Genomic DNA, 22,128 nt, shown 5'->3' with positions numbered 1-22,128 from the left:
ATTAACCCTGACGTGGTTATAGGTAAAAAGCTGGTTTGATTTGGCATCGAGCAAGTCGTTACCTATAACTACAGAAGAAAGATTATTGTAGAGGTTGTTATGGTACCTGTTGTAGCTCTAGTAGGGCGTCCGAACGTAGGTAAATCTACACTATTTAACCGATTGACTCGCACTCGTGACGCGTTGGTTGCGGACTTTCCAGGCCTAACGCGAGACCGTAAGTATGGCCAGGCGAGACTTGGTGAAGAGCACGAATTCATTGTGATTGATACCGGCGGTATTGATGGCACAGAAGAAGGCGTGGAAACAAAGATGGCAGAACAGTCATTAGCCGCGATTGATGAGGCTGATGTTGTATTGTTCCTTGTTGACGGTCGTGCTGGTCTGACACCTTCAGATGCAGCAATTGCTGCGCATCTGCGTAAAATTGAAAAGCCAGCGATGCTGGTGGTAAACAAAATAGATGGTATTGATGCCGATGCAGCGTGTGCTGATTTTTGGCAGCTCGGTGTGGATGATATGTATCAGATTGCGGCCGCTCATGGCCGTGGTGTGACCGCTTTGCTTGAGCGTGCTTTATCTCCATTCTTTGATGATCTATTAACAAGTGAATCTGAAGAAGGTGAAATTGAAGACCTGACTGGATTCGAAGACGAAGAGCCTCTTGTTGAAGATTACACTGAAGAAGACGCAGAAGCTGAATTCAAGCGCCTTCAAGAGCAGCCGATTAAGTTGGCGATCATCGGTCGTCCGAACGTAGGTAAATCGACACTGACTAACCGTATTCTGGGTGAAGAACGTGTAGTTGTATACGATATGCCTGGTACAACGCGTGATTCTATCTACATCCCGATGGAACGTGATGGACGCGAATACGTACTAATTGATACCGCAGGTGTTCGTCGTCGTGGTCGTATCAATGAAACGGTTGAAAAGTTCTCTGTTGTTAAAACGCTGAAAGCGGTAGAAGATGCAAACGTCGTTCTACTGGTGATTGATGCACGTGAAAATATTTCAGACCAAGACCTAAGCTTGCTTGGTTTTGCACTGAATGCTGGCCGCTCAATTGTCATCGCCGTTAACAAGTGGGATGGTCTAGACAGTGACGTGAAAGAAAGCGTGAAGAAAGAACTGGACCGCCGTCTAGGATTCGTCGATTTCGCGCGTATCCACTTTATCTCTGCGCTGCACGGTACTGGCGTTGGTCACTTGTTTGAATCTATCCAAGAAGCATATAACTCGGCGACAACGCGTGTGGGTACGTCAGTACTGACGCGTATCATGAAGATGGCAGTGGATGATCACCAACCGCCAATGGTTCGTGGTCGTCGTATCAAACTCAAATACGCACACGCAGGTGGTTACAACCCACCGATCGTTGTTATCCACGGTAACATGGTTCGTGAATTGCCAGATTCGTATAAACGTTATCTGATGAACTACTTCCGTAAGTCTCTGGAAATTATGGGAACACCGATTCGCATTAACTTCCACAACAGTGATAACCCATACGAGAATCGTACGAATAAGCTTACGCTATCACAAGAGCGTAAACGTAAGCGTATGATGTCGATGGTGAAAAACCGCAATAAATAATGAAATTCGAATACCCAAGTTTCTACTTGGGTATTTTTTTATCAAAAGTAATCGTAAAAATGACTATCACAGCAACAAAGACTCGTTTTTGTCATCAAATATGGCAATTAGAAGCACAAATACAGCTCGTTCAATCTACGGAAGAAGTGACTTACGTTATTACAGATGTCACGCCGTTCCATCCCGTTAGTCACATATGGCCGGATCACCCTGCAGACAAAGGAACGTTGAAGGTGAATGGGGCTGAGCATGACGTGGTAGATTGCCAAGTTGGAGCAGTGGAGCAGGAAAGTGGTGCTCTGTATGTGGGTAGTGACATTCCTGTAAAGCGTGATGCTGAAGGTTGGGTGTTTGTCGTCGTCCATGTTTTATCACGTACGGAATCACTTGCAATTAATGACTTGGTGACATTAGCGGTAGATAAAGACTATCAAAATGCTTTGAGCCGAGGCCACACTGCAGGACACTTAGCGTATTTGGCGTTGAATAAAGTACTAGCGGAAGACTATTGGCGAAAAGACGCAGACCGCAAAGACCCACATGGTTATTATGACTTTAATAGCTATGCGCAAGTTACGAGTTATGTCACTCCAGACAAGTGCCTCGATACGTACCGTTTAGGCAAAACACTCCGTAAAAGAGGATTAAACAGTGCAGATATGCTGAATGACCTCCAGGCGATTGCAGAAAAAGTGAATGGCCAACTGGTTGAATGGCTTCAAAGAGATACGATGATCACCATGGAATGCCACGGCGACAGATTAACGGATTCTCGCTATTGGAAGTGCGATTTAGGAGAAGGTCAATTAGCGGTAATCCCTTGTGGTGGAACGCATGCGAGCCATTTAAATGAGTTTGCTTTTATCCAAGTTAAACTCGTTGAGCTCGACGCTCAAACTATCGAAATGCACACCAATGTAAATGCTGCTTTCTGAATAAGATCTTTTTATTAAATTCTGATTTTGTGTTTAATTAAATCAGCTTAAGGATTTTTATTCTGCACTAAATCGGAATGCAGAATATGTAACTTATGCTTTCGGTGTGTGGTTATATAAATATTCTTTTAAGGGGTGATCGCTGATCAAGGAGTAAATATCAGACGATCAGTATAAGATCCTACGTATCAAGTATGGTTAGCGCCTCGTGAAACTTGTTGGGGCGGTGATGAAGATCAACATACTTGTTCGTTATTTTGAGTAGCATGCGTTACTCGAAATTGCTTAGTTTAGAGAGAGGAACGGGATATGCAGCAGAACATTTGCCCGACTTGCAATGTCGAACTGGAATGGACAGGACAATATCATTGCGCACAGTGTGAATCGGATTTTAAAAAAGTAGGTTTTTGCCCTGATTGTGAGGCGGAGCTGGAGAAGCTGCAAGCATGCGGTGCTGCGAGTTACTTTTGTAATGTGTGTAATGAACTCAAATCAAAATCACGTGTCCGATTTGAGTTCCAGAAAGTCACTTAACCAGAGTTTGTATTCAGTTAACGGTAGAACGAACGTCGCCTTCGGCTAATCGAGTAATCAATACATCTCCCGATTTTACATCTGAAGATTGAGTAATCACTTTACCTTGCTCAGTTTGAGTAATTGAGTAACCTCGTTTCAATGTCGCTAGCGGGCTGACGGTGTCTAACTTCTCTGCAGCAATCGCGAGTTGATGGCGCATAGTCAGTAACTTGCGATCCATTGCATCCATGAGCTTTTGCTCAACACGTTCTAGCTTCGACTTCTGCTCGCTAAGGCGTGTTACAGGAGAGTTCAATTGCAGCCGATAATGTTGACGCTCGATTCGCTGTTGACGCAAGGCAATAAAACGACTCATCGCTCGCTGTAAGCGCATGTCCAACTCATCTAACTGTTGCGTCTGACGTTGCAAGCGATAGCTTGGGTGCTGTCTCTCTAGACGGTGCACTAATTGCGCAGATTGCTGCTTTTGTTGTGCTAGGTAGTAACGCATCGCGCTCGCTAACTTATGCTGGCGGGTAACTAAAGCTTGATCTTTGTGGCTGTTATCACGGCTTACTAGCTCAGCTGCTGCTGATGGAGTAGGCGCGCGTACGTCGGCGACAAAATCAGCTATTGTCACGTCGACTTCATGTCCAACGGCGCTAATAATAGGAATTTGGCTTGCTGCAATCGTGCGAGCTAATATCTCGTTGTTAAAGCACCATAAGTCTTCCAATGAACCACCACCTCGGCCCACAATTAGCACATCACATTCATCACGGCCGTTAGCGCGACCAATGGCTTGTGCGATTTGAATGGCTGCATCTTCACCTTGTACCACTGTCGGATAAATCACAACGGGTAGGGAAGGATCACGACGTTTCAATACGTCTAAGATATCGTAAAGCGCGGCACCAGTTTTCGATGTGATGACGCCAACACGTTTTGGGTGTTCAGGCAAAGGTTGCTTATTGGTTTGAGCGAACAACCCTTCTGCGGCAAGCTTCATTTTCAGCTCTTCAAACTCTTGCTGAAGACGGCCGTCACCTTCCGGTTGCATGCTTTCGATGATCAATTGGTAGTCACCGCGAGGCTCATAAAGAGAAAGACGAGCTTTTACTAGGACTTGATTACCGTTAGCGGGCTTGAAAGTAACGCGGCGATTGTTACCACGAAACATGGCACATTTAACTTGAGCGCGAGAGTCTTTAAGAGTGAGGTACCAGTGACCAGAGACAGGAGCTGAAAAGTTGGATATCTCTCCGACGAGCCAAACGATCCCCATTTCGTTTTCAAGGAGTAAACGAACTTCTGCGTTGAGACGAGAAACAGTAAAGATGTTTTGATTGGTCTTGGAGAGCACAGCTAATCTCTTAGACGTGAGTATGGAAATTAGCGGCAATATAATACATAGCAAGGGGGTAATTGCAAGAAAAAAATTAAAAAATTTGTGGTCAAGCGATTGCGTTAACCGTATAATCCCTCCGCAATATCTAATCCAAATGTAGCTTGTTGCTAACACAGGTTACCCTCATTATGCGAAACGATGAGATTGGATTGTTCTTTTTACTCCTCTAATTGTGAGATATTGCAAATGCTAAGAATTGCCAAAGAAGCGCTGACATTCGATGACGTACTACTTGTGCCAGCACACTCCACCGTTCTCCCAAACACAGCTGATCTTCGCACTCAGCTAACTAAGAACATCACCCTAAACATCCCAATGATTTCAGCGTCTATGGACACTGTTACTGAAGCTCGTCTAGCGATCGCGCTAGCGCAAGAGGGTGGCATTGGCTTTATCCACAAGAACATGTCTATTGAGCAGCAGGCAGCCGAAGTTCGTAAAGTTAAGAAGTTCGAAGCTGGTATGGTAACTGACGCGGTTACTGTAAACCCTGACGCGACCATCGCTGATGTTGTTGCGCTCACTGAAAAGCATGGTTTTGCAGGTTTCCCTGTTGTCACTGAGAGCAATGAGCTTGTTGGTATTATCACTGGTCGTGACGTTCGTTTTGTGACGGACCTTTCTAAGAAAGTATCTTCAGTAATGACGCCAAAAGAGAAGTTGGCAGCGGTTAAAGAAGGTGCAACACGAGAAGAAGTGCAAGAGAAAATGCACGAAGCTCGCGTAGAGAAAGTATTGGTTGTGAATGATGAGTTCCAACTAACCGGTATGATTACTGCGAAAGACTTCCACAAAGCAGAACGTAAACCAAACGCATGTAAAGATGAGCGTGGTCGCCTACGTGTTGGCGCAGCAGTTGGTGCTGGTGCTGGTAACGAAGAGCGAGTTGCTGCACTAGTTGAAGCTGGCGTTGACGTTCTACTTATCGACTCTTCACACGGTCATTCTGAAGGTGTTCTAAGCCGCATTCGTGAAACACGTGCTGCTTACCCAGATCTAGACATCATCGGTGGTAACGTAGCAACAGGTGCTGGTGCTAAAGCGCTAATCGAAGCTGGCGTAAGCGCAGTGAAAGTTGGTATCGGCCCTGGTTCTATCTGTACAACTCGTATTGTAACGGGTGTGGGGGTTCCACAAATCACTGCAATCGCAGATGCGGCAGAAGTGGCTAATGATTATGGTATTCCAGTTATCGCAGACGGTGGTATCCGTTTCTCTGGTGATATCTGTAAAGCAATCGTAGCGGGCGCATCATGTGTGATGGTTGGTTCTATGTTTGCAGGTACTGAAGAAGCGCCGGGTGAAGTGATTCTATACAACGGCCGTTCTTACAAGTCTTACCGTGGCATGGGTTCTCTTGGTGCAATGTCTCAAGGTTCTTCTGACCGTTACTTCCAGTCTGACAACGCAGCGGACAAGCTAGTACCAGAAGGTATCGAAGGTCGTATCGCATACAAAGGCCGTCTAAAAGAGATCGTACACCAACAAATGGGTGGTCTACGTTCAAGCATGGGTCTAACTGGTTCTGCAACTATCGAAGATATGCGTACGAAAGCTGAATTTGTACGTATCTCTGGTGCTGGTATGCAAGAGTCTCATGTACACGATGTTCAAATTACTAAGGAAGCACCGAACTACCGTCTAGGGAACTAATTACCTAAGGGAAACGTTTGCTTTTTCCTTGAAGCATTAAGAAGAGGCGAGTACACTCGCCTCGGTTTTAATCACTTAGCCTTAAAAAGACTGCTCAAAATGACTAAAAATATCCATGACCAACGTATTCTGATCTTGGACTTCGGTTCTCAGTACACTCAATTAGTAGCACGCCGCGTACGTGAAATCGGCGTTTACTGTGAACTATGGAGCTGGGATGTAGAAGAAGCGGATATTCGCGAATTCAACCCAGATGGCATTATCCTATCTGGTGGTCCAGAAAGCGTAACGGAAGAGAACTCTCCACGCGCGCCTCAATATGTGTTTGATTCTGGTGTTCCTTTACTTGGCGTATGTTACGGCATGCAAACTATGGCGGAACAACTAGGTGGCAAAGTAGCAGGCTCTAACGAACGTGAGTTTGGCTACGCTCAGGTTAAAGTTTCTGGTGAATGTGCCTTATTTAAAGATCTTGAAGCTACTCAAGACGTTTGGATGAGCCACGGCGACAAAGTAGTAGAGATCCCAGCCGATTTCGTAAAAGTTGGTGAGACAGACACTTGTCCTTACGCTGCGATGGCGAACGAAGAGAAGAAATACTACGGCGTTCAGTTCCACCCAGAAGTGACACACACAAAAGGTGGCTTACAAATGCTTGAGAACTTTGTTCTTGGCGTATGTGGCTGTGAGCGTCTATGGACATCGGAATCTATCATCGAAGACGCGGTTGCTCGCATTAAAGAGCAAGTGGGTGACGACGAAGTTATCCTAGGCTTATCTGGTGGTGTGGATTCATCTGTTGTTGCGATGCTGGTGCACCGCGCAATTGGCGACAAGCTAACGTGTGTATTTGTCGATAACGGTCTACTTCGTTTAAACGAAGGCCAACAAGTGATGGATATGTTTGGCGATAAGTTCGGCCTAAACATCATCAAAGTTGATGCAGAAGATCGTTTCCTTGAAGCTCTGAAAGGCAAGTCTGACCCAGAAGAGAAGCGTAAGACTATCGGTCACGTATTCGTAGATGTATTCGATGAAGAGTCTAAGAAGCTGAAAAACGCGAAATGGCTAGCTCAAGGTACGATTTACCCTGATGTAATCGAGTCTGCGGCATCTAAGACTGGTAAAGCGCACGTGATCAAATCACACCACAATGTGGGCGGTTTACCAGATGAAATGGAAATGGGTCTTGTTGAGCCACTACGTGAGCTGTTCAAAGATGAAGTACGTAAGATTGGTCTAGAGCTAGGCCTGCCTTATAACATGCTTTACCGCCACCCATTCCCAGGTCCAGGTCTAGGTGTTCGTGTTCTTGGTGAAATCAAGAAAGAATACTGTGACTTGCTACGTCGTGCTGATGCTATATTCATTGAAGAGCTTCACGCTGCAGACCTTTATGACAAAGTATCTCAAGCGTTCACGGTATTCCTACCTGTTCGCTCTGTAGGTGTAATGGGTGATGGCCGTAAATACGACTGGGTTGTATCACTGCGTGCAGTAGAAACCATCGACTTTATGACGGCACACTGGGCGCATCTACCATACGACTTCCTAGGTAAGGTATCTAACCGTATTATCAACGAAGTTGATGGCATCTCACGTGTTGTTTACGATATTTCAGGTAAGCCACCAGCGACAATCGAGTGGGAATAATTTTCCTCTAGATTGTTGAGTTTATAAGAACCAGCCTCCGGGCTGGTTTTTTTGTGCTTCAAATTTGTGAATAGGAGACTCAACTTTTTTACAGGGGATATATACATGCGTTAAAATTAAATATATATTCACTTTAATTGTTTGAATATTATAAATGGTATTGCTATGGAACAGGCTGAAGTTACCTCTCTCATTCCCATCCTTATTACTCTTTTCCTCGCGCTGACCACGAGAAATGTCGTTGTTGGTTTGTTCGCCGGTGTGGTTAGTGGTGTCGCCATGCTTGAAGGCACCTTTGTCGAAAAAGGGCCGCTAGAATCGTTTAGTGCATTGATGAAAAGTTACCTGCTTCCGCAACTTACCGATAGCTATAACGCTGGTGTGATTTTATTATTAGTGTTCATCGGTGGTTTTGTTGCTCTTATGGAAAAGTCAGGCGGTGGTGTTGCCTTTGCTAAAAAGGTCACTCAGTGGGTGGCGAGTAAATGCCAAGCTCAGATCTCTGCATGGTTTGGCGGTGTTGTTATCTTCTTCTCAGACCTTGGTACACCCTTGATTGTTGGCCCGGTGTTCCGGCCTTTATTTGATAAGCTAAAAGTATCACGTCAAAAATTAGCTTTTATTATCGATTCCACATCTTCTCCCGTCGCAATCTTGATCCCTTTTATCGGGTGGGGCGTTTACATCATGGGTTTGATTCAAAAGGAGTTTACGGCTCTAAATGTCACGATGAGTGATTGGGATGCTTTCATTGGTGCCATTCCGTACCAGTTTTACGCCTTTCTAGCGATTGCGATTGTACCGATTGTCTCTTTCTTCAAATTAGATTTCGGACCGATGGCGAAGGCTGAACAACTAGCAGAGCAGGGTTCCGACTTTGGGAAAGTGCAGGAGTCCATGAATGTGTTTGCGCATAAAAATGCAAAATCTAGTTTTGTATGGGCACCTTTGCTCGTTATGCTGGTGGTTTTATGTACCATCCTCGTACCACACGGTTTTCCATTTCAAAAAGTAGCAGGCTCAACGTTCAGGGCTGCACTTTCTTCGGCATATTTCTTCGCAGCCTTTACTTTGATTGCGCTGATGGCGTTTTATGGCGTAAGAAAACTCTCTGATGGCATTCAGGTTTACCTAAAAGGGATGTCGAACATGATGTCTGTAGCCGTGATTTTGGTATTGGCTTGGGCACTTAGCTCGGTTGGGAAAGAATTAGGTGCAGCTGCATACATTGCTGAACAAGCTCAAGCCGGTTTCCCGTATTGGCTATTGCCAGCAGTCGCCTTTTTGCTTGCTGGTATTATTTCGTTCGCTACGGGATCATCTTGGGGGACATTTGCCATCATGATGCCACTAGTGATCCCAACGGCCGTCGCGATTGATGCTCCATTGTTAGTTTGTATTGGTGCGGTGTTATCTGGTGGCCTGTTTGGCGATCACTGTTCTCCAATCTCTGAAACCACGATTCTGTCGTCGACAGGGGCAGGGTGTGAGCAGTATGAGCACTTCCGAACTCAGTTACCTTACGCATTACTCAATGGAATGATTGCATTAGGGTGTTTCCTTTTAGCTGGAATCAACGCCTCGCCAGTGATTGTGCTTGCCGCCATTGTTGCCCAGTGTGTGGTTTATTTTGTGTTGTCTAAACAAAAATCAACCGCGCAGCTAGACGTGGTTTCGGCAGAACAATAAAGATAGAAATATCATAAAGCGGAGGCTCATTGGGTCTCCGCTTTTCTTTTGAGTCAAGGTAACATTTTTCTTGTGACAAAATGTGTGCGAGGACTTATTTATTCATTTTGTCTCGCAGAATCAACGCACTTAGCTCGGCGTTTTGTATATATGATCCACTATATGTCTAGTTATTCCTTGTATATTGTATTGTTAAAATCCGGAGACTAGACATGTTTGCACTCAAACATCTTCCTCTTGCATTGAGTTGTGTCCTAGCTACACAAGCGAATGCGAGTATGAATATCCAGCCCGATCCGCAGAATCCAAACGGTTATGTCATTGCTCGTGGTGACGTTCAAGCCGTAGAGCAAAGCAAAACCTCTGACCCTATGTATGCCATTTGGTCACAAGCATTAGAGACGCGCCCGAACTCAGTGGTGGAGGCGATTGTTCCTGGAGCGGCAACCAATCCAGAAAACGTGAAGCGTGTAGAGCGTGTGTTCCCTGAAAGTGAGTGGGACTTCCTGACTCAAATGGCGGCACCTGAATACACTTACACGCGTTTCCTACGTGCAATTGGTAAGTTCCCAGCATTCTGTGGTGAGTACACGGATGGTCGAGATTCGGATGCGATTTGTAAAAAATCGATCGTGACTGCCTTTGCTCACTTTGCGCAGGAAACTGGTGGTCATATTTCGATTGATAACGTATCGGATAACCCTCTTGGATTGGAAGAGTGGCAGCAAGCTTTGGTTCATGTGCGTGAAATGGGCTGGTCAGAAGGTCAAGAAGGTTACACGACAGGTTGTGGTCAGAATGACTGGCAAAATAAGCGTTGGCCATGTGAACCAGGACAAGGTTACTTTGGACGTGGTGCTAAACAGCTTTCTTACCATTTTAACTATGGCGCGTTCTCTGAAGTGATGTTTGATGGTGATGCATCTGTATTGCTAAAAAATCCAGGCTTGGTTGCGGATTCATGGCTGAACTTGGCATCGGCTATCTGGTTCTTCCTAACTCCACAAGCACCGAAACCTGCAATGCTGCATGTGATTGACCGTACTTGGGTGCCTTCACAGCGTGAGCTTGATGCTGGCATTGGTTACGGCTTTGGTACCACCATCAACGTGATCAATGGTGGTATTGAGTGTGGTGAGCAAAACAAGGATAAAGGTCAACCTGTTAACCGTATTCGTTATTGGGAAGGTCTTGCCGCCCATTATCAAATTCCAATTGAAGCTGATGAAACAAACACTTGTTGGCAGCAGACGCCTTACGGCAGTCTGAACCTAAATGGTGCGACAGACGTGCTTTACACCAACTGGGATGGTAACTGGAAATACTACTCAGATCGTCCGGGAGGTCACTCATTTGAATGTGAGCTGGTTGGTTTCCAAACTGCTTACTCTGCGCTAGTTGCGGGTGATTATGAGAAGTGTTTAACTAACTTTTACCAATCTCATGCGGGGTGGCCAGAAGTTCGTGTGGTTGAAAAACTAGACCCTGTTGATCCGGTCGATCCACCTGTAGGTGGCGTGGCGGCTTGGGATGCAGGTAAAGTGTATAACACAGGTGATCAAGTCTCTTACCAAGGTGCTGTTTATGAAGCGAAATGGTGGTCACAAGGTAATGAACCCACGCAAGGTGACCCGTGGAAGTTGGTCTCAGGCACTCCGACAGAGCCGCCAACAACGGAACCTGAACCGCCGGTGACTGAGCCAGAACCGCCCGTCACAGAACCTGAGCCACCAGTAACCGAGCCAGAACCACCAGTGACAGGTAATTTTATTCAGTGGGAGCCGGGCGTAACGCAAGTCGCTAACGGCGATAAAGTGACGTACCAAAACAAATGTTTTGTTGCGAAAAATGGTCCAGGTGTGTGGGAAAGCCCAACGCAAAGTAACTGGTTCTGGGACGAGATCTCTTGCCTGTAGTTGATTGAAAAATAGTCTAACCATCTATAAAGACTCTGCTTTTTAGCGGGGTCTTTTTTTATTTGAGCGGTTGCTTATTTATGGAATCTAAGTTTTCAATAACAGTTTTTCTCTTTTGTTCTGGCGCCCATTAAAATTCGCGCGCATTTTTTATCAACATTTTTGAAAAAAGGTATTTGTACATGTCGACAAAATTGGCTAACCCAGCACCGCTAGGTCTAATGGGTTTCGGTATGACCACTATTCTGCTTAATATTCATAATGCAGGATTTTTCCCAATTGACTCTATGATTCTAGCGATGGGCATCTTTTACGGTGGCCTTAGCCAAGTAATCGTTGGCATCATGTGCTTTAAACGCGGTGACACGTTCGGCACAACTGCGTTTACTTCTTACGGTCTATTTTGGCTAACATTGGTTGGTCTAATCGTAATGCCTCACATGGGTCTTCCTGCAAGCCCTGCAAGCTTTATGGGTTGGTACCTAGCGCTTTGGGGCATCTTCACTGGTTTCATGTTCATTGGTTCTCTATGCTACCCAACAGCGAAGCAAGTGGTATTTGGTTCTCTAACTATCCTGTTCTTCTTGCTTGCTGCTCGTGATTTCACTGGTAGCGAAGTGATCGGTGCTATCGCTGGCTTCGAAGGTATCTTCTGTGGCGCAAGTGCAATTTACTTCGCAATGGCGCAGGTACTAAACAACGAATTTGGTCGTGAAGTTCTACCTGTAGGTAAAGCAAAAATCGCTCGTAAAGTTGAAGCTGTCGCTGCTTAATCCTTTACACATAATGCAGAAAAGGGGATTAACCAATGGTTAATCCCCTTTTTTATGCCCTTAAACGGACCACTGCTTTTTCTTGTTTATGCGTTAAGGCTATGTTGATGGTTGTTCTACAGTTTCTGTAGTACTGTTGTCTGCCGTTGGTGCCTTACCCGTTTTACGCTTGTACTTATCTTCCCAGTAATCTGCGCCTTTAATGCCTAGCGCTACAGGGTTGAATGTAAAGTCGGTCACACCACGTTTTTGTTGTTCTTCGTAATCGTTCAATGCTTTGAGAGCTGGTTTCGACATAAAGAAGATGATCAAAATACCGACGATGTTAAGCCATGCCATTAGACCTACACCTACATCACCCATCGCCCAGGCTAAGTTGGCGGTTTTCACGGTTCCGTAGAACACGGATGAAATAATAATGACTTTCAGAATAAACATCAGCCCATTTACTTTGAATGTACGACGAATGTAAGCAATGTTCGTTTCTGCAATGTAGTAGTAAGCCAGAATGGTTGTAAACGCAAAGAAGAAAAGTGCGATTGCGATGAATGGTTTACCCACGCCAGGTAGTGCACTTTCGATCGCCATTTGCGTAAATACAGGACCATTAGCACCAATATCAGCTGGGAGGTTTTGAATTAGGAACGTGCCTTCAACTGCACCATTTACGTTGTACGCGCCAGTGATAAGAATCATAAACGCGGTTGCTGAACACACAAGTAGTGTATCGATGTAAATAGAGAAAGATTGAACAAGACCTTGCTGAGCTGGGTGATCAACACTCGCTGCAGCTGCAGCGTGAGGACCTGTACCTTGACCTGCTTCGTTGGAGTAAACGCCACGTTTTACACCCCAACCGATTGCCGCACCAACACCTGCCATTGGTGTGAACGCGTCACCAATGATCATGCCGAAAATGCGTGGAACCTCACCAATGTTTAGTAGGATGATGACAAATGCAGTGATGATGTAAGCCAGCGCCATAAATGGCACAACGATTTGGGTAAAGTTTGCAATACGTTTTACGCCACCGAAGATGATGAAGGCCAGAATGACACAGACAACCGTACCAGTGAAAATTTTAGCAAAACTGAAGGTACCAATAGCGGTTTCAATCATGTCACCTGAGCCAAATGCTGCTTCTACTGCGTTACCGATGCTGTTCGATTGAACGCCAGGAAGTAGAACACCACATGCAAAGATGGTCGCGATAGCGAAGATCCAAGCGTACCATTTTTGTCCCATTGCTTTTTCAATGTAGTAAGCAGGACCACCACGGAATTCACCTTCGTCTTCTTCTTTATAGATTTGCGCAAGTGTCGACTCTGCGTATGCGGTTGCCGCGCCAAAGAAGGCAACGACCCACATCCAGAATACGGCGCCTGGGCCACCGAAACCGATAGCGGCAGCAACACCAGCAATGTTACCTGTACCTACACGGCCAGATAGTGAAACGGCAAGTGCCTGAAATGACGATATCCCTTTTGTTGAACTCTTCCCTGAAAGTAATAAGCGCCACATCTCAAAGAAGTGACGAATTTGTACAAAACGCGTCATGATTGAATAGAACAAACCTGCGCCAAGGCACAGATAGATCAGTACCGGGCTCCAAATAATTCCATTCAGAAAATCAACTAATGACTGCATGAGTATTTTCCCTGTTAGTTGTGTTTGTGGTTGTTTTTCACACAATACATTACCCTTTATGTAATGCAAATGTTAACTTTTTTGGCTATAAATCCTTTGTAGCGTGATGGTGAACACAGAATGGAGAGTGATTGTTAAAATTTAGTTCTTGTTGCTTATTTACTCCTTTGAGGTAGAAGATTTGTCTGATGATTAAATATGCAGCACATTGTCATTAAAATGTGCTGCATATTTGATGAGTTAAAAATGCCAAATAATATGCGTTTTGTGGAGTAAAGGCCTGTTTGTTTTTTATGCAGATATGTCCTTATGCATAACGGCAAAGGTTAAGCTCTGTGTCATCCATCACTTTCGCTTTTTCACCAGCCATAATGCTCGCTAGTAATTGACCAGAACCACAAGCCATAGTCCAACCCAGAGTGCCGTGTCCGGTGTTAGTAAAAAGGTTATCGTATTTAGTTGCACCAATAATCGGTGTGCCATCAGGCGTCATTGGTCTAAAGCCACTCCAAAACTCGGCTTGGCTAAAGTCGCCGCAGCGAGGGAAAAGATCATGGATGACCATTTCGATGGTGTTTTTTCGTTTTTGCGGAAGGGAGGCATCAAACCCTGCTAATTCTGCGGTGCCCGCTACGCGAATTCTGTCATCAAACCGAGTCATGGCGACTTTATAGGTTTCATCCATCACAGTAGAGCGAGGAGAGAAGTGCTCATCTTCCATTGGGATGGTGAGCGAATAGCCTTTTACTGGATAGACAGGAATCTCAATGTCGATTTGCTTGAGTAGCGCTGTAGAATAGCTGCCAGAGGCAACTACATATTGGTCCGCTTTAAACTGTCCTCGATTCGTTTGGACACCTATGATCTTTTTGCCTACTGTAACCCAATTGCTTACTTCGGTGTCGAACTCGAACCTCACGCCATGGGCCTTAGCGAGCTCTGTTAGTTGTTGGCAAAACTGATAGCAATCGCCTGTTTCGTCATCTGGCAGGTGCAAGCCACCAACCAGTTTATCTTTCACAAGATCCAGTCCAGGTTCTTGTTCAATGCAGCGTTCTACGTCCATCAACTCAAACCGAGTCCCGCTTTGCTCTAGAAGCTGCATATCCTTTTCAATGGCTTGCAGCTGTTGAGGCGTTCGAAATACTTGCAAGGTGCCGAACTGGCGACCTTGATATTCAATGGCATGTTCTTGACGTAATTGTTCCAGACACATACGGCTGTGGTTAGCGATAGAAAGCATGCGAGCTTTGTTGACTTGATAGCGAGACAGGGTGCAATTGGCCACCATCTTACTTGCCCAACTGATCATATCGGCATTGAGGGTTGGCTTGATTTTGAGTGGAGCATGCTCTTCCATTAACCACTTTATGGCTTTAACAGGAACACCAGGCGCAGCCCAAGGCGAAGAATAGCCATACGAGATCTGCCCAGCATTAGCGAAACTTGTTTCCATTGCACTGCTTGGTTGACGGTCAATAACGGTAACTTGATAGCCTGCTTGAGATAAATACCAAGCAGAGGTTAAGCCGATGACGCCGCTGCCTAATACGATGACTTCCATTGATGTACTCCACACATTTATCTGAGTGGTTAGTTTCTTTTCTTTACCTTTTGTTAACAATCGATATAAATTACATACAGCGTTTAGAAAAACTATAGGCTCAAGGATGAGAAGTAATTTAATAAGTGGCTTGTGTCTGTTTAGCCAAGTCGCGGAACACAGCAGCTTTACTGGCGCGGCTAAGTTTTTGCACCTCACTACGGGAGCCGTGAGCCAACAAATTATTCATTTGGAAGCGTTATTAGGTTTTACTTTATTTGAACGCCATTCCCGCGGTATTCGTTTAACCGCTAAAGGCACTCAGTTACACCAAGCGACGCAGTTTCACTTTTCCGAGCTGAGCAAACTGCTTGATGAGCTCAAAGTAGAAAAGCACACCAATGAGATTCGCTTAAAATTAACGCCTTCTTTTGCTTTTAAATGGTTAGTCCCAAAGCTGGAAAGTTTTCATCACGAGAACCCGGATATCCAAGTGCAAATCTTCGCGGAAGGGGCGTTAGTGAATAGTGAGATAAAAGATTATGACGTCGCGATAGACTATGGTCTTCATCCTTACCGAAATGCTAACGCGGAGTTGATTTTGGATGAGCAACTGCTGCCCGTAATGAGTCCGAAGTACCTTGAGGATCATGGTTGGCTAAAAGTGCCTTTTGATGAACAAGAATCCTCAATGTCAGTGAAGAAATGGCAGGAGGCGACGCTACTACACGATGCGATGCCATGGGAAAAAGCGACGCGTGACTATGAGTGGCTATATTGGGCGTCAGCAATGGGATTAGACTTTAAAACCGATGTTGGACACTTTTTCAATAGAACGGATATGGCGATGTCTGCGGCGGAAGCAGGAGTTGGGATTGCGATGGCACGAATGGCACTGATTGAGGATGAATTGACGACAGAGCGTTTAGTTTCTCCCTTTCAGCCGGTTCCAGCCAATGCAGGGTACTACTTGATCATGAACACACGAAGCCAGTCCACAAACAAGTTTCGTACTTGGTTATTACAGCAGGTGGAGAGTAAATAGATATAGTGCTTGGTGAGTCAGATAGAAAACACCGCCTCGATGACGGCGGTGTTTTATTTTGGATTACTGTCGTTGATAAACCGACTCGCCTCGGCTGATAGTTTCTTCCACGTTTAGGTCTTTTAGCGCCTTAGGTTCAATCTTCATCGGGTTGTTATCGAGGATGATTAAATCCGCATTCTTACCCACCTCGATAGAACCTTTATACGACTCCTCAAAGTGTTGGTAAGCCGGCCAAATGGTCATGGCTTGCAGCGCGGTGTACGTGTCAACGCGCTGATCTGGCCCCAGTACTTTATCGGTTCTGGTGGTGCGATTGACGGTCGCATCCAATACTCGGAATGAACTTGGCAGCGCCACAGGTGCGTCATGGTGTGTACTGAATTTTAACCCCGCCTTTCTCACCGCTTGGGTTGGTGAAATGAAATCGGCACGAGGATGGCCGAGTACCGAGTCCACATGCCAGTCACCCCAATAGAAAGTATGCATTGGGAATAGAGAAGGGAAGATGCCTTGCGCAGCTAAGCGATCCACTTGGTCTTGGCGCATGGTTTGGCCGTGAATGAGTACAGGTCGGCGGTCTTGCTTTCCTAGCTTTTCATTTGCTTTGGTTACCGCATTGATAAATTGCTCGATCGCCGCGTCACCATTGGCATGCGTCAGCACTTGCCATTCATTTTTAAAGGCTGTTTCTACGTAATCGTAAGCTTGTTGATCTTCGAAAGTTGGGTAGCCAGCGTAGTCTTTATCTTGTCCATGTGGTGGGTGGAAGTAAGGCTGACTTAGCCATGCCGTTTTACCTTGTGGAGAGCCATCAAAGTTCAGCTTTACGCCACCGATGCGGAAATGGTTGGTGTACTCTGGCGTGTTGTATTCCGAGTCCATAAAATCACTGCTCGATACCATATCGGCGTAAGCAACCAAGTCGATCATCAGCTTGTCGTTTTTCGACGCGCGTTTCATCGCTTCATAACCTTCTGATGTTGCTCGTCCTTCTTGAGCCGTGGTATAGCCATATTTCGCGTACATACCTTGCGAGGCTTCTAACATGCGATCTTGAAGTTCTGAATCAATCAACTTATTGAGGTTGAACAGCATTGCAAAGTGCGCGTTTTCTTCTAGAACACCATTTGGCTCTTGGCTGTTTTCCATTCGGCGGATAATGCCACCTTTTGGATCGTCCGATTCTGCCGTGATACCTGCTAGCTCTAACGCTTTACAGTTTGCGACACTCAAATGCCCCGAAGTGTGGATGATTAATACAGGCTTATCTGTGCTGACTTTATCGAGATCCGCTTTGGTAGGGTAGTAATCCAGTTGGGCGTCGTCGTAACCAAAACCTAAAATCCAACCCGTTTTCTCAATGAATAGGCGTTGCGTATTATTGTTCGCGGCATTTTTCAGAGTTTCTATGATTTTCGCAACGGTATCGGCTTCGCCATCAGGAGATGGCAGCACGTTTGCGACCATGGCTTGCAGACCAACACCATACACATGACTGTGCGGATCAACAAAGCCAGGCAACATAGTTTTGCCTTTTAAGTCGACCAACTGTGTTTTACCGAACTTGTGTTCCATCGCTCCATCTTTGCTGCCGACATAAATGATTTTCTCGCCTAATGTCGCGACGGCTTCGGCGTACTCTGGTTTATCGCCTGCCATGGTTAGGATGTCGCCACCATAATAAATTTTGTCTGCGGCGGTTACTTTGAGTGGCTCGGCGACGGCTTCTACTTCTTTCGCTTCTTCAGAAAAACACCCCGTTAAAGCAAGCCCAGATAGGGCAATGGGGATCCAGTTTTTGTTCATCGGTCATCTCCATACAGAGTAAGTTTTTTGCCTATTGCTCCCATCTCAATGAGTTTGAGAACTCAATAGGTCAAATTCACTTTAGTTCATATTGAAGGAGGATTATCAACAAGATTAAAGACTTTCAATCAAGCGCAAGTTATACCTATCGATGAATATCAAAAATGTTACCTTTTCCCATTTCATAAACGTTTCTGGACTTGGGCAATGTGACCCATAACGAGGTTCTGTGGTTAAAAAGTCGGCATGATAAGTCCACGATTTATCTCGATGACGCTCAAGGAAGAACATGAAAGACGAAACGCTATCCATCCATTTTGGTTACGAAACTGACCCTACCACTAAATCTGTCGCGACACCGATTTATCAAACGGTCGCGTACGAGTTTGATAACGCGCAGCACGGCGCTGATCTGTTTAACTTGGAAGTGCCGGGGAATATCTACACTCGCATCATGAATCCGACTAACGATGTTCTGGAAAAACGCATGGCGGCGTTAGAAGGCGGCATTGCCGGGTTGGTCGTGAGTGCGGGGAGTGCAGCGATTAACTATGCGATTCTGACGTTAGCACAAGCGGGTGATAACATCGTCTCTACGCCGCAACTTTATGGCGGTACTTACACCTTGTTTGCGCACATGTTGCCAAATCAGGGGCTTCAGGTGAAGTTTGCCAAAGATGACAAACCAGAAAGTTTGGCTGAGTTAATTGATGAAAATACCAAAGCGGTGTACTGCGAGAGCATTGGTAACCCAGCCGGTAATATCATTGACTTAGAACGCGTAGCGGAGCTTGCTCACGCACAAGGCGTACCTGTGATTGTGGATAACACCGTCGCGACGCCAGTGCTGTGCAAACCCATCGAGTTCGGTGCGGATATCGTCGTTCACTCCCTCACTAAGTACGTTGGTGGGCATGGCACCACATTGGGTGGCGTGATTGTGGATTCCGGTAAATTCCCTTGGGCAAAGCACAAAGACCGCTTTCCTGTTTTCAACCAACCAGAACCTTCTTACCACGGCGTGGTGTATACCGAAGCGTTTGGTGAGGCGGCATTTATCGGGCGCGCGCGTACCGTACCATTGCGTAATACCGGTTCGGCATTATCACCGATGAATGCATTTATGCTTATGCAAGGGCTAGAAACGTTACCGCTGCGAATGGAACGCCATACTGAGAATGCACTCAAAGTGGCTGAATTCTTGGAACAGAATGACAAAGTCAGTTGGGTGAGTTATGCCGGCTTGCCAAGTTCTGAACACTTCCATCTCGCCGAAAAATACATGAAAGGTAAGCCTTCTGCGATTTTGTCGTTTGGTTTAAAAGACGGTTATGACGCAGGTGTGCGCTTTTATGATGCTCTGAAAATCTTTAAGCGTTTGGTGAACATTGGCGATGCAAAATCATTGGCTTGCCATCCAGCATCGACGACTCATCGTCAGTTGAGCGAAGCAGAACAAAAACAAGCTGGTGTGTCACCAGAGATGATTCGTTTATCGGTGGGTATTGAGCATATTGACGATATCCTAGCCGATTTAGAACAGGCACTAAACGCGTAAACGATTCTTTTTTTAGCTTTTGGTTACCCATAGGCCAGCCTTTAAAAAGGCTGGCCTGTTTTTATTTTATTATTTAAATATCAAAGGCTTTGGTGCTTTTGGTTTGTGGTATTCCAAAAGCTCATAGAGGGTGAAATTTATTCCCTTGTAACGTTTGGGGTTGTTCCTGATGATGTGTGCAAATATTACACATTGGAAGGGACTCAAATGTCTTACGTATTTCACCGTCATTGCCATGCCACGCTACCAATCATCGATAGAGGTGAAGGTGTTTATCTATTCGATAAACAAGGAAAACAGTACCTCGATGCTTGTGGCGGCGCTGCGGTATCAAACCTTGGCCATAGCCATCAAGCCGTTAAAAAAGCCATGCTGGAACAGCTTGATCGAGTGCCGTTTGCTCATACTGGATTTTTTACTAGTGACAGCAGTGAGCGCCTAGCGGAATTGATTTGTCAGTACATGCCTGAGCAGTTCAACCATGTGTATTTAGTCAGTGGCGGGTCAGAAGCGGTAGAGTCGGCACTAAAAATGGCGCGGCAGCATTTTGTGGAATCAGGTAAGCCAGAGAAGAAGCAATTCATCGCGCGTCAGCAAAGTTATCACGGCAATACGTTGGGAGCTCTGGCGGTCGGTGGTAATGAATGGCGACGTGAACCGTTCAAGCCTATCTTGCATCCTAGCCATCACATTGCCCCTTGCTATGCTTATCGTTATCAGCAGAGTCATGAGTCGGAATTGGATTACTCATTGCGAATGGCGAATGAACTTGAGGCAAAAATTCTTGAGTTGGGGGCTGAGAATGTAATGGCTTTTGTCGCCGAGCCTATTGTGGGAGCCACCGCTGGAGCTGTGCCAGCGACTCAAGGTTACTTCAAACGTATTCGCGAAATATGCGACCAATACGATGTGTTATTGATCTTGGATGAAGTCATGTGTGGCGTTGGGCGAAGTGGCAGTTTTTTTGCGTTTGAGCAAGAAGAGGCAGAGCCCGATCTGGTTTGTATGGCTAAAGGGCTTGGTGCGGGTTATCAACCTATTGGCGCGGTGGTTGCGAATGATCGAGTCTATCAAGCTATTGCTGATGGAAGCGGTTTTTTCCAACACGGTCATACCTTTATGGCGCACCCTGTGGCGTGCGCTGCTGCAGTGGCAACAATTGAAACCATCTTCCAAGATGATTTATTAACAGCGGTGAATCAGCAAAGTGTTTTGCTGCGTAAAGAGCTTACTTCTGCATTGGCCCATTTACCATACATTGGCGACATTCGTGGTAAAGGCTTGTTTTTGGGCATTGAGCTGGTGGCGGATAAAGAAAGCAAGGCGCCTCTGAGTCAAGCCACATTGGCAGACAAACGCATCAAACAGCGAGCAATGGAAAATGGCTTAATGTGCTATCCAATGGGCGGAACGATTGATGGCGTTAATGGGCACCATATTTTGCTCGCACCGCCATTCATTATTCAGTCTCATCATATTGATGAACTAGTCGGTAAACTCTCACTGACATTAAAAGAGGTGGCGGAGACATGGAAGTAGCAAACCAATATTTGCGAGAACCTATCGCTATTATCGTGGCTCCAAACGGCGCAAGAAAAACCAAGCACGATCACGTCAACTTACCCATGACAACAGACGAACTGGTTGCAGAGGCTATTGCTTGTCAAACGGCAGGGGCTGCCATGATCCATTTGCATGCTAGAGACGCCAACGGACGTCATTCATTAGACATCGACGACAACATGGAAATTTACCATGCCGTGAAAGAAGCGGTGGGAGAAACCATGATGGTTCAGCTCACCACAGAGGCGGTGGGCTTGTATTCTCCGGCACAACAGATGGCGTTAGTTAAAGCAGTGAAACCAGAAGCGGCTTCTTTCGCATTGAGGGAGTTAATCCCCGATCGCGCAAGTGAGAAAGAAGGGCATGCCTTTTTCCATTGGTTGGCAGAGAACAGCATCGTGAGCCAAATTATTCTCTACGATGCAACCGACATTGAACGTTATCTTCAACTGCGTGATGCGGGCGTGTTACCTAAAACGTATCAGCATGCATTAGTGGTGTTAGGGCGTTATCACCAAGCTCAACAGTCGTCGCCATGGGATTTACGAGGCTTGAATTTGGCGCGTTTTGTCGAGGAAGAAATTCGATGTGCCATTTGTGCTTTTGGCGCGCGAGAGCAAGACTGTTTAGCGAGTGCGATGTTACTTGGATTCGATGTGAGAGTTGGTTTTGAGAACAACCACTTCGATGTGACAGGCGAGTTAGCAATCAGTAACGCGGCTCAGGTGGAAGCTCTACGCGATGTGGCTAGGCACTTCGCGATTCCTTTACACAGTGCGCAAAGTTTGCGTTCAGTTTTGAAGTAAATCTGTTCGCGGCAAGGA

Annotated in this window: 16 protein-coding genes; 12 read left to right on the top strand and 4 right to left on the bottom strand. The window is 45.8% G+C overall.

Annotated features, from left to right (window positions below; translation table 11 throughout):
- The first annotated feature begins 99 nt into the window (after positions 1–99).
- The 3 genes from der to CBX98_RS19455 all read left to right on the top strand — a co-directional run bounded on the left by der (position 100) and on the right by CBX98_RS19455 (position 3,065).
- Positions 100–1,596, top strand: a complete 1,497-nt coding sequence (der, locus tag CBX98_RS19465) for a ribosome biogenesis GTPase Der (protein ID WP_005391527.1) — start codon at positions 100–102, stop codon at positions 1,594–1,596.
- Between the two features lie 59 nt (positions 1,597–1,655).
- Entirely contained in the window at positions 1,656–2,531 is an 876-nt protein-coding gene (locus CBX98_RS19460; RefSeq protein ID WP_046874358.1) for a metal-dependent hydrolase, read from the top strand.
- 309 nt (positions 2,532–2,840) lie between these two features.
- On the top strand, positions 2,841–3,065 hold the full coding sequence (locus tag CBX98_RS19455; protein WP_047010185.1) for a zinc ribbon domain-containing protein: 225 nt from the start codon (positions 2,841–2,843) through the stop codon (positions 3,063–3,065).
- A gap of 13 nt (positions 3,066–3,078) precedes the next feature.
- On the opposite strand, the gene xseA is transcribed toward CBX98_RS19455, so the two are convergent.
- Positions 3,079–4,410, bottom strand: a complete 1,332-nt coding sequence (gene xseA / locus CBX98_RS19450; RefSeq protein WP_109170038.1) for an exodeoxyribonuclease VII large subunit — start codon at positions 4,408–4,410, stop codon at positions 3,079–3,081.
- Positions 4,411–4,641: 231 nt separating this feature from the next.
- Here xseA and guaB point away from each other — a divergent pair, with 231 nt between their 5' ends.
- The 5 genes from guaB (at position 4,642) to CBX98_RS19425 (ending at position 12,139) form a co-directional block, all read left to right on the top strand.
- Positions 4,642–6,108, top strand: coding sequence for an IMP dehydrogenase (guaB, locus tag CBX98_RS19445; RefSeq protein ID WP_005391524.1), 1,467 nt, complete (start codon positions 4,642–4,644; stop codon positions 6,106–6,108).
- A 99-nt stretch (positions 6,109–6,207) separates the two neighbouring features.
- The gene (guaA, locus tag CBX98_RS19440; protein ID WP_005391523.1) at positions 6,208–7,761 is read left to right on the top strand and encodes a glutamine-hydrolyzing GMP synthase; all 1,554 of its coding nucleotides are present in this window, start codon (positions 6,208–6,210) and stop codon (positions 7,759–7,761) included.
- Positions 7,762–7,926: 165 nt separating this feature from the next.
- A complete protein-coding gene (locus CBX98_RS19435; RefSeq protein WP_109170037.1) occupies positions 7,927–9,450 on the top strand; it encodes a Na+/H+ antiporter NhaC family protein in 1,524 nt (507 codons plus the stop codon).
- A gap of 212 nt (positions 9,451–9,662) precedes the next feature.
- Complete coding sequence (locus CBX98_RS19430; protein WP_109170036.1) at positions 9,663–11,366, top strand: chitinase; 1,704 nt, start codon at positions 9,663–9,665, stop codon at positions 11,364–11,366.
- Positions 11,367–11,548: 182 nt separating this feature from the next.
- The gene (locus CBX98_RS19425) at positions 11,549–12,139 is read left to right on the top strand and encodes a GPR1/FUN34/YaaH family transporter (RefSeq protein ID WP_005391518.1); all 591 of its coding nucleotides are present in this window, start codon (positions 11,549–11,551) and stop codon (positions 12,137–12,139) included.
- A gap of 99 nt (positions 12,140–12,238) precedes the next feature.
- Here the strand turns inward: CBX98_RS19425 and CBX98_RS19420 are convergent, their stop codons facing one another.
- Positions 12,239–13,786, bottom strand: coding sequence for an alanine/glycine:cation symporter family protein (locus CBX98_RS19420; protein WP_012842106.1), 1,548 nt, complete (start codon positions 13,784–13,786; stop codon positions 12,239–12,241).
- A 307-nt stretch (positions 13,787–14,093) separates the two neighbouring features.
- Complete coding sequence (locus CBX98_RS19415; RefSeq protein WP_109170035.1) at positions 14,094–15,350, bottom strand: D-amino acid dehydrogenase; 1,257 nt, start codon at positions 15,348–15,350, stop codon at positions 14,094–14,096.
- Between the two features lie 106 nt (positions 15,351–15,456).
- On the opposite strand from CBX98_RS19415, the gene CBX98_RS19410 reads away from it, so the two are divergent.
- On the top strand, positions 15,457–16,374 hold the full coding sequence (locus tag CBX98_RS19410; RefSeq protein WP_085343021.1) for a LysR substrate-binding domain-containing protein: 918 nt from the start codon (positions 15,457–15,459) through the stop codon (positions 16,372–16,374).
- A 63-nt stretch (positions 16,375–16,437) separates the two neighbouring features.
- Here CBX98_RS19410 and CBX98_RS19405 read toward each other — a convergent pair whose 3' ends face one another.
- Positions 16,438–18,183: an amidohydrolase gene (locus CBX98_RS19405; protein ID WP_109170034.1), complete on the bottom strand. Its 1,746-nt coding sequence runs from the start codon at positions 18,181–18,183 to the stop codon at positions 16,438–16,440.
- 289 nt (positions 18,184–18,472) lie between these two features.
- Between CBX98_RS19405 and CBX98_RS19400 the strand changes: the two genes are divergently transcribed.
- From CBX98_RS19400 to CBX98_RS19390, 3 genes are all read left to right on the top strand, one after another.
- On the top strand, positions 18,473–19,741 hold the full coding sequence (locus CBX98_RS19400; RefSeq protein WP_109170033.1) for an O-acetylhomoserine aminocarboxypropyltransferase/cysteine synthase: 1,269 nt from the start codon (positions 18,473–18,475) through the stop codon (positions 19,739–19,741).
- Between the two features lie 207 nt (positions 19,742–19,948).
- Positions 19,949–21,280, top strand: a complete 1,332-nt coding sequence (locus tag CBX98_RS19395; RefSeq protein ID WP_109170032.1) for an aspartate aminotransferase family protein — start codon at positions 19,949–19,951, stop codon at positions 21,278–21,280.
- The gene (locus CBX98_RS19390) at positions 21,271–22,110 is read left to right on the top strand and encodes a 3-keto-5-aminohexanoate cleavage protein (RefSeq protein ID WP_109170031.1); all 840 of its coding nucleotides are present in this window, start codon (positions 21,271–21,273) and stop codon (positions 22,108–22,110) included. The genes CBX98_RS19395 and CBX98_RS19390 overlap by 10 nt, the downstream gene beginning before the upstream one ends.
- Positions 22,111–22,128 lie beyond the last annotated feature (18 nt).

It is taken from the genome of Vibrio sp. T9 (assembly GCF_003123985.1).
Classification (GTDB): Bacteria; Pseudomonadota; Gammaproteobacteria; order Enterobacterales; family Vibrionaceae; genus Vibrio; species Vibrio diabolicus.
Note: the sequence above shows the minus strand (reverse complement) of the source record. Positions and strands in the feature narration are given on the sequence as shown.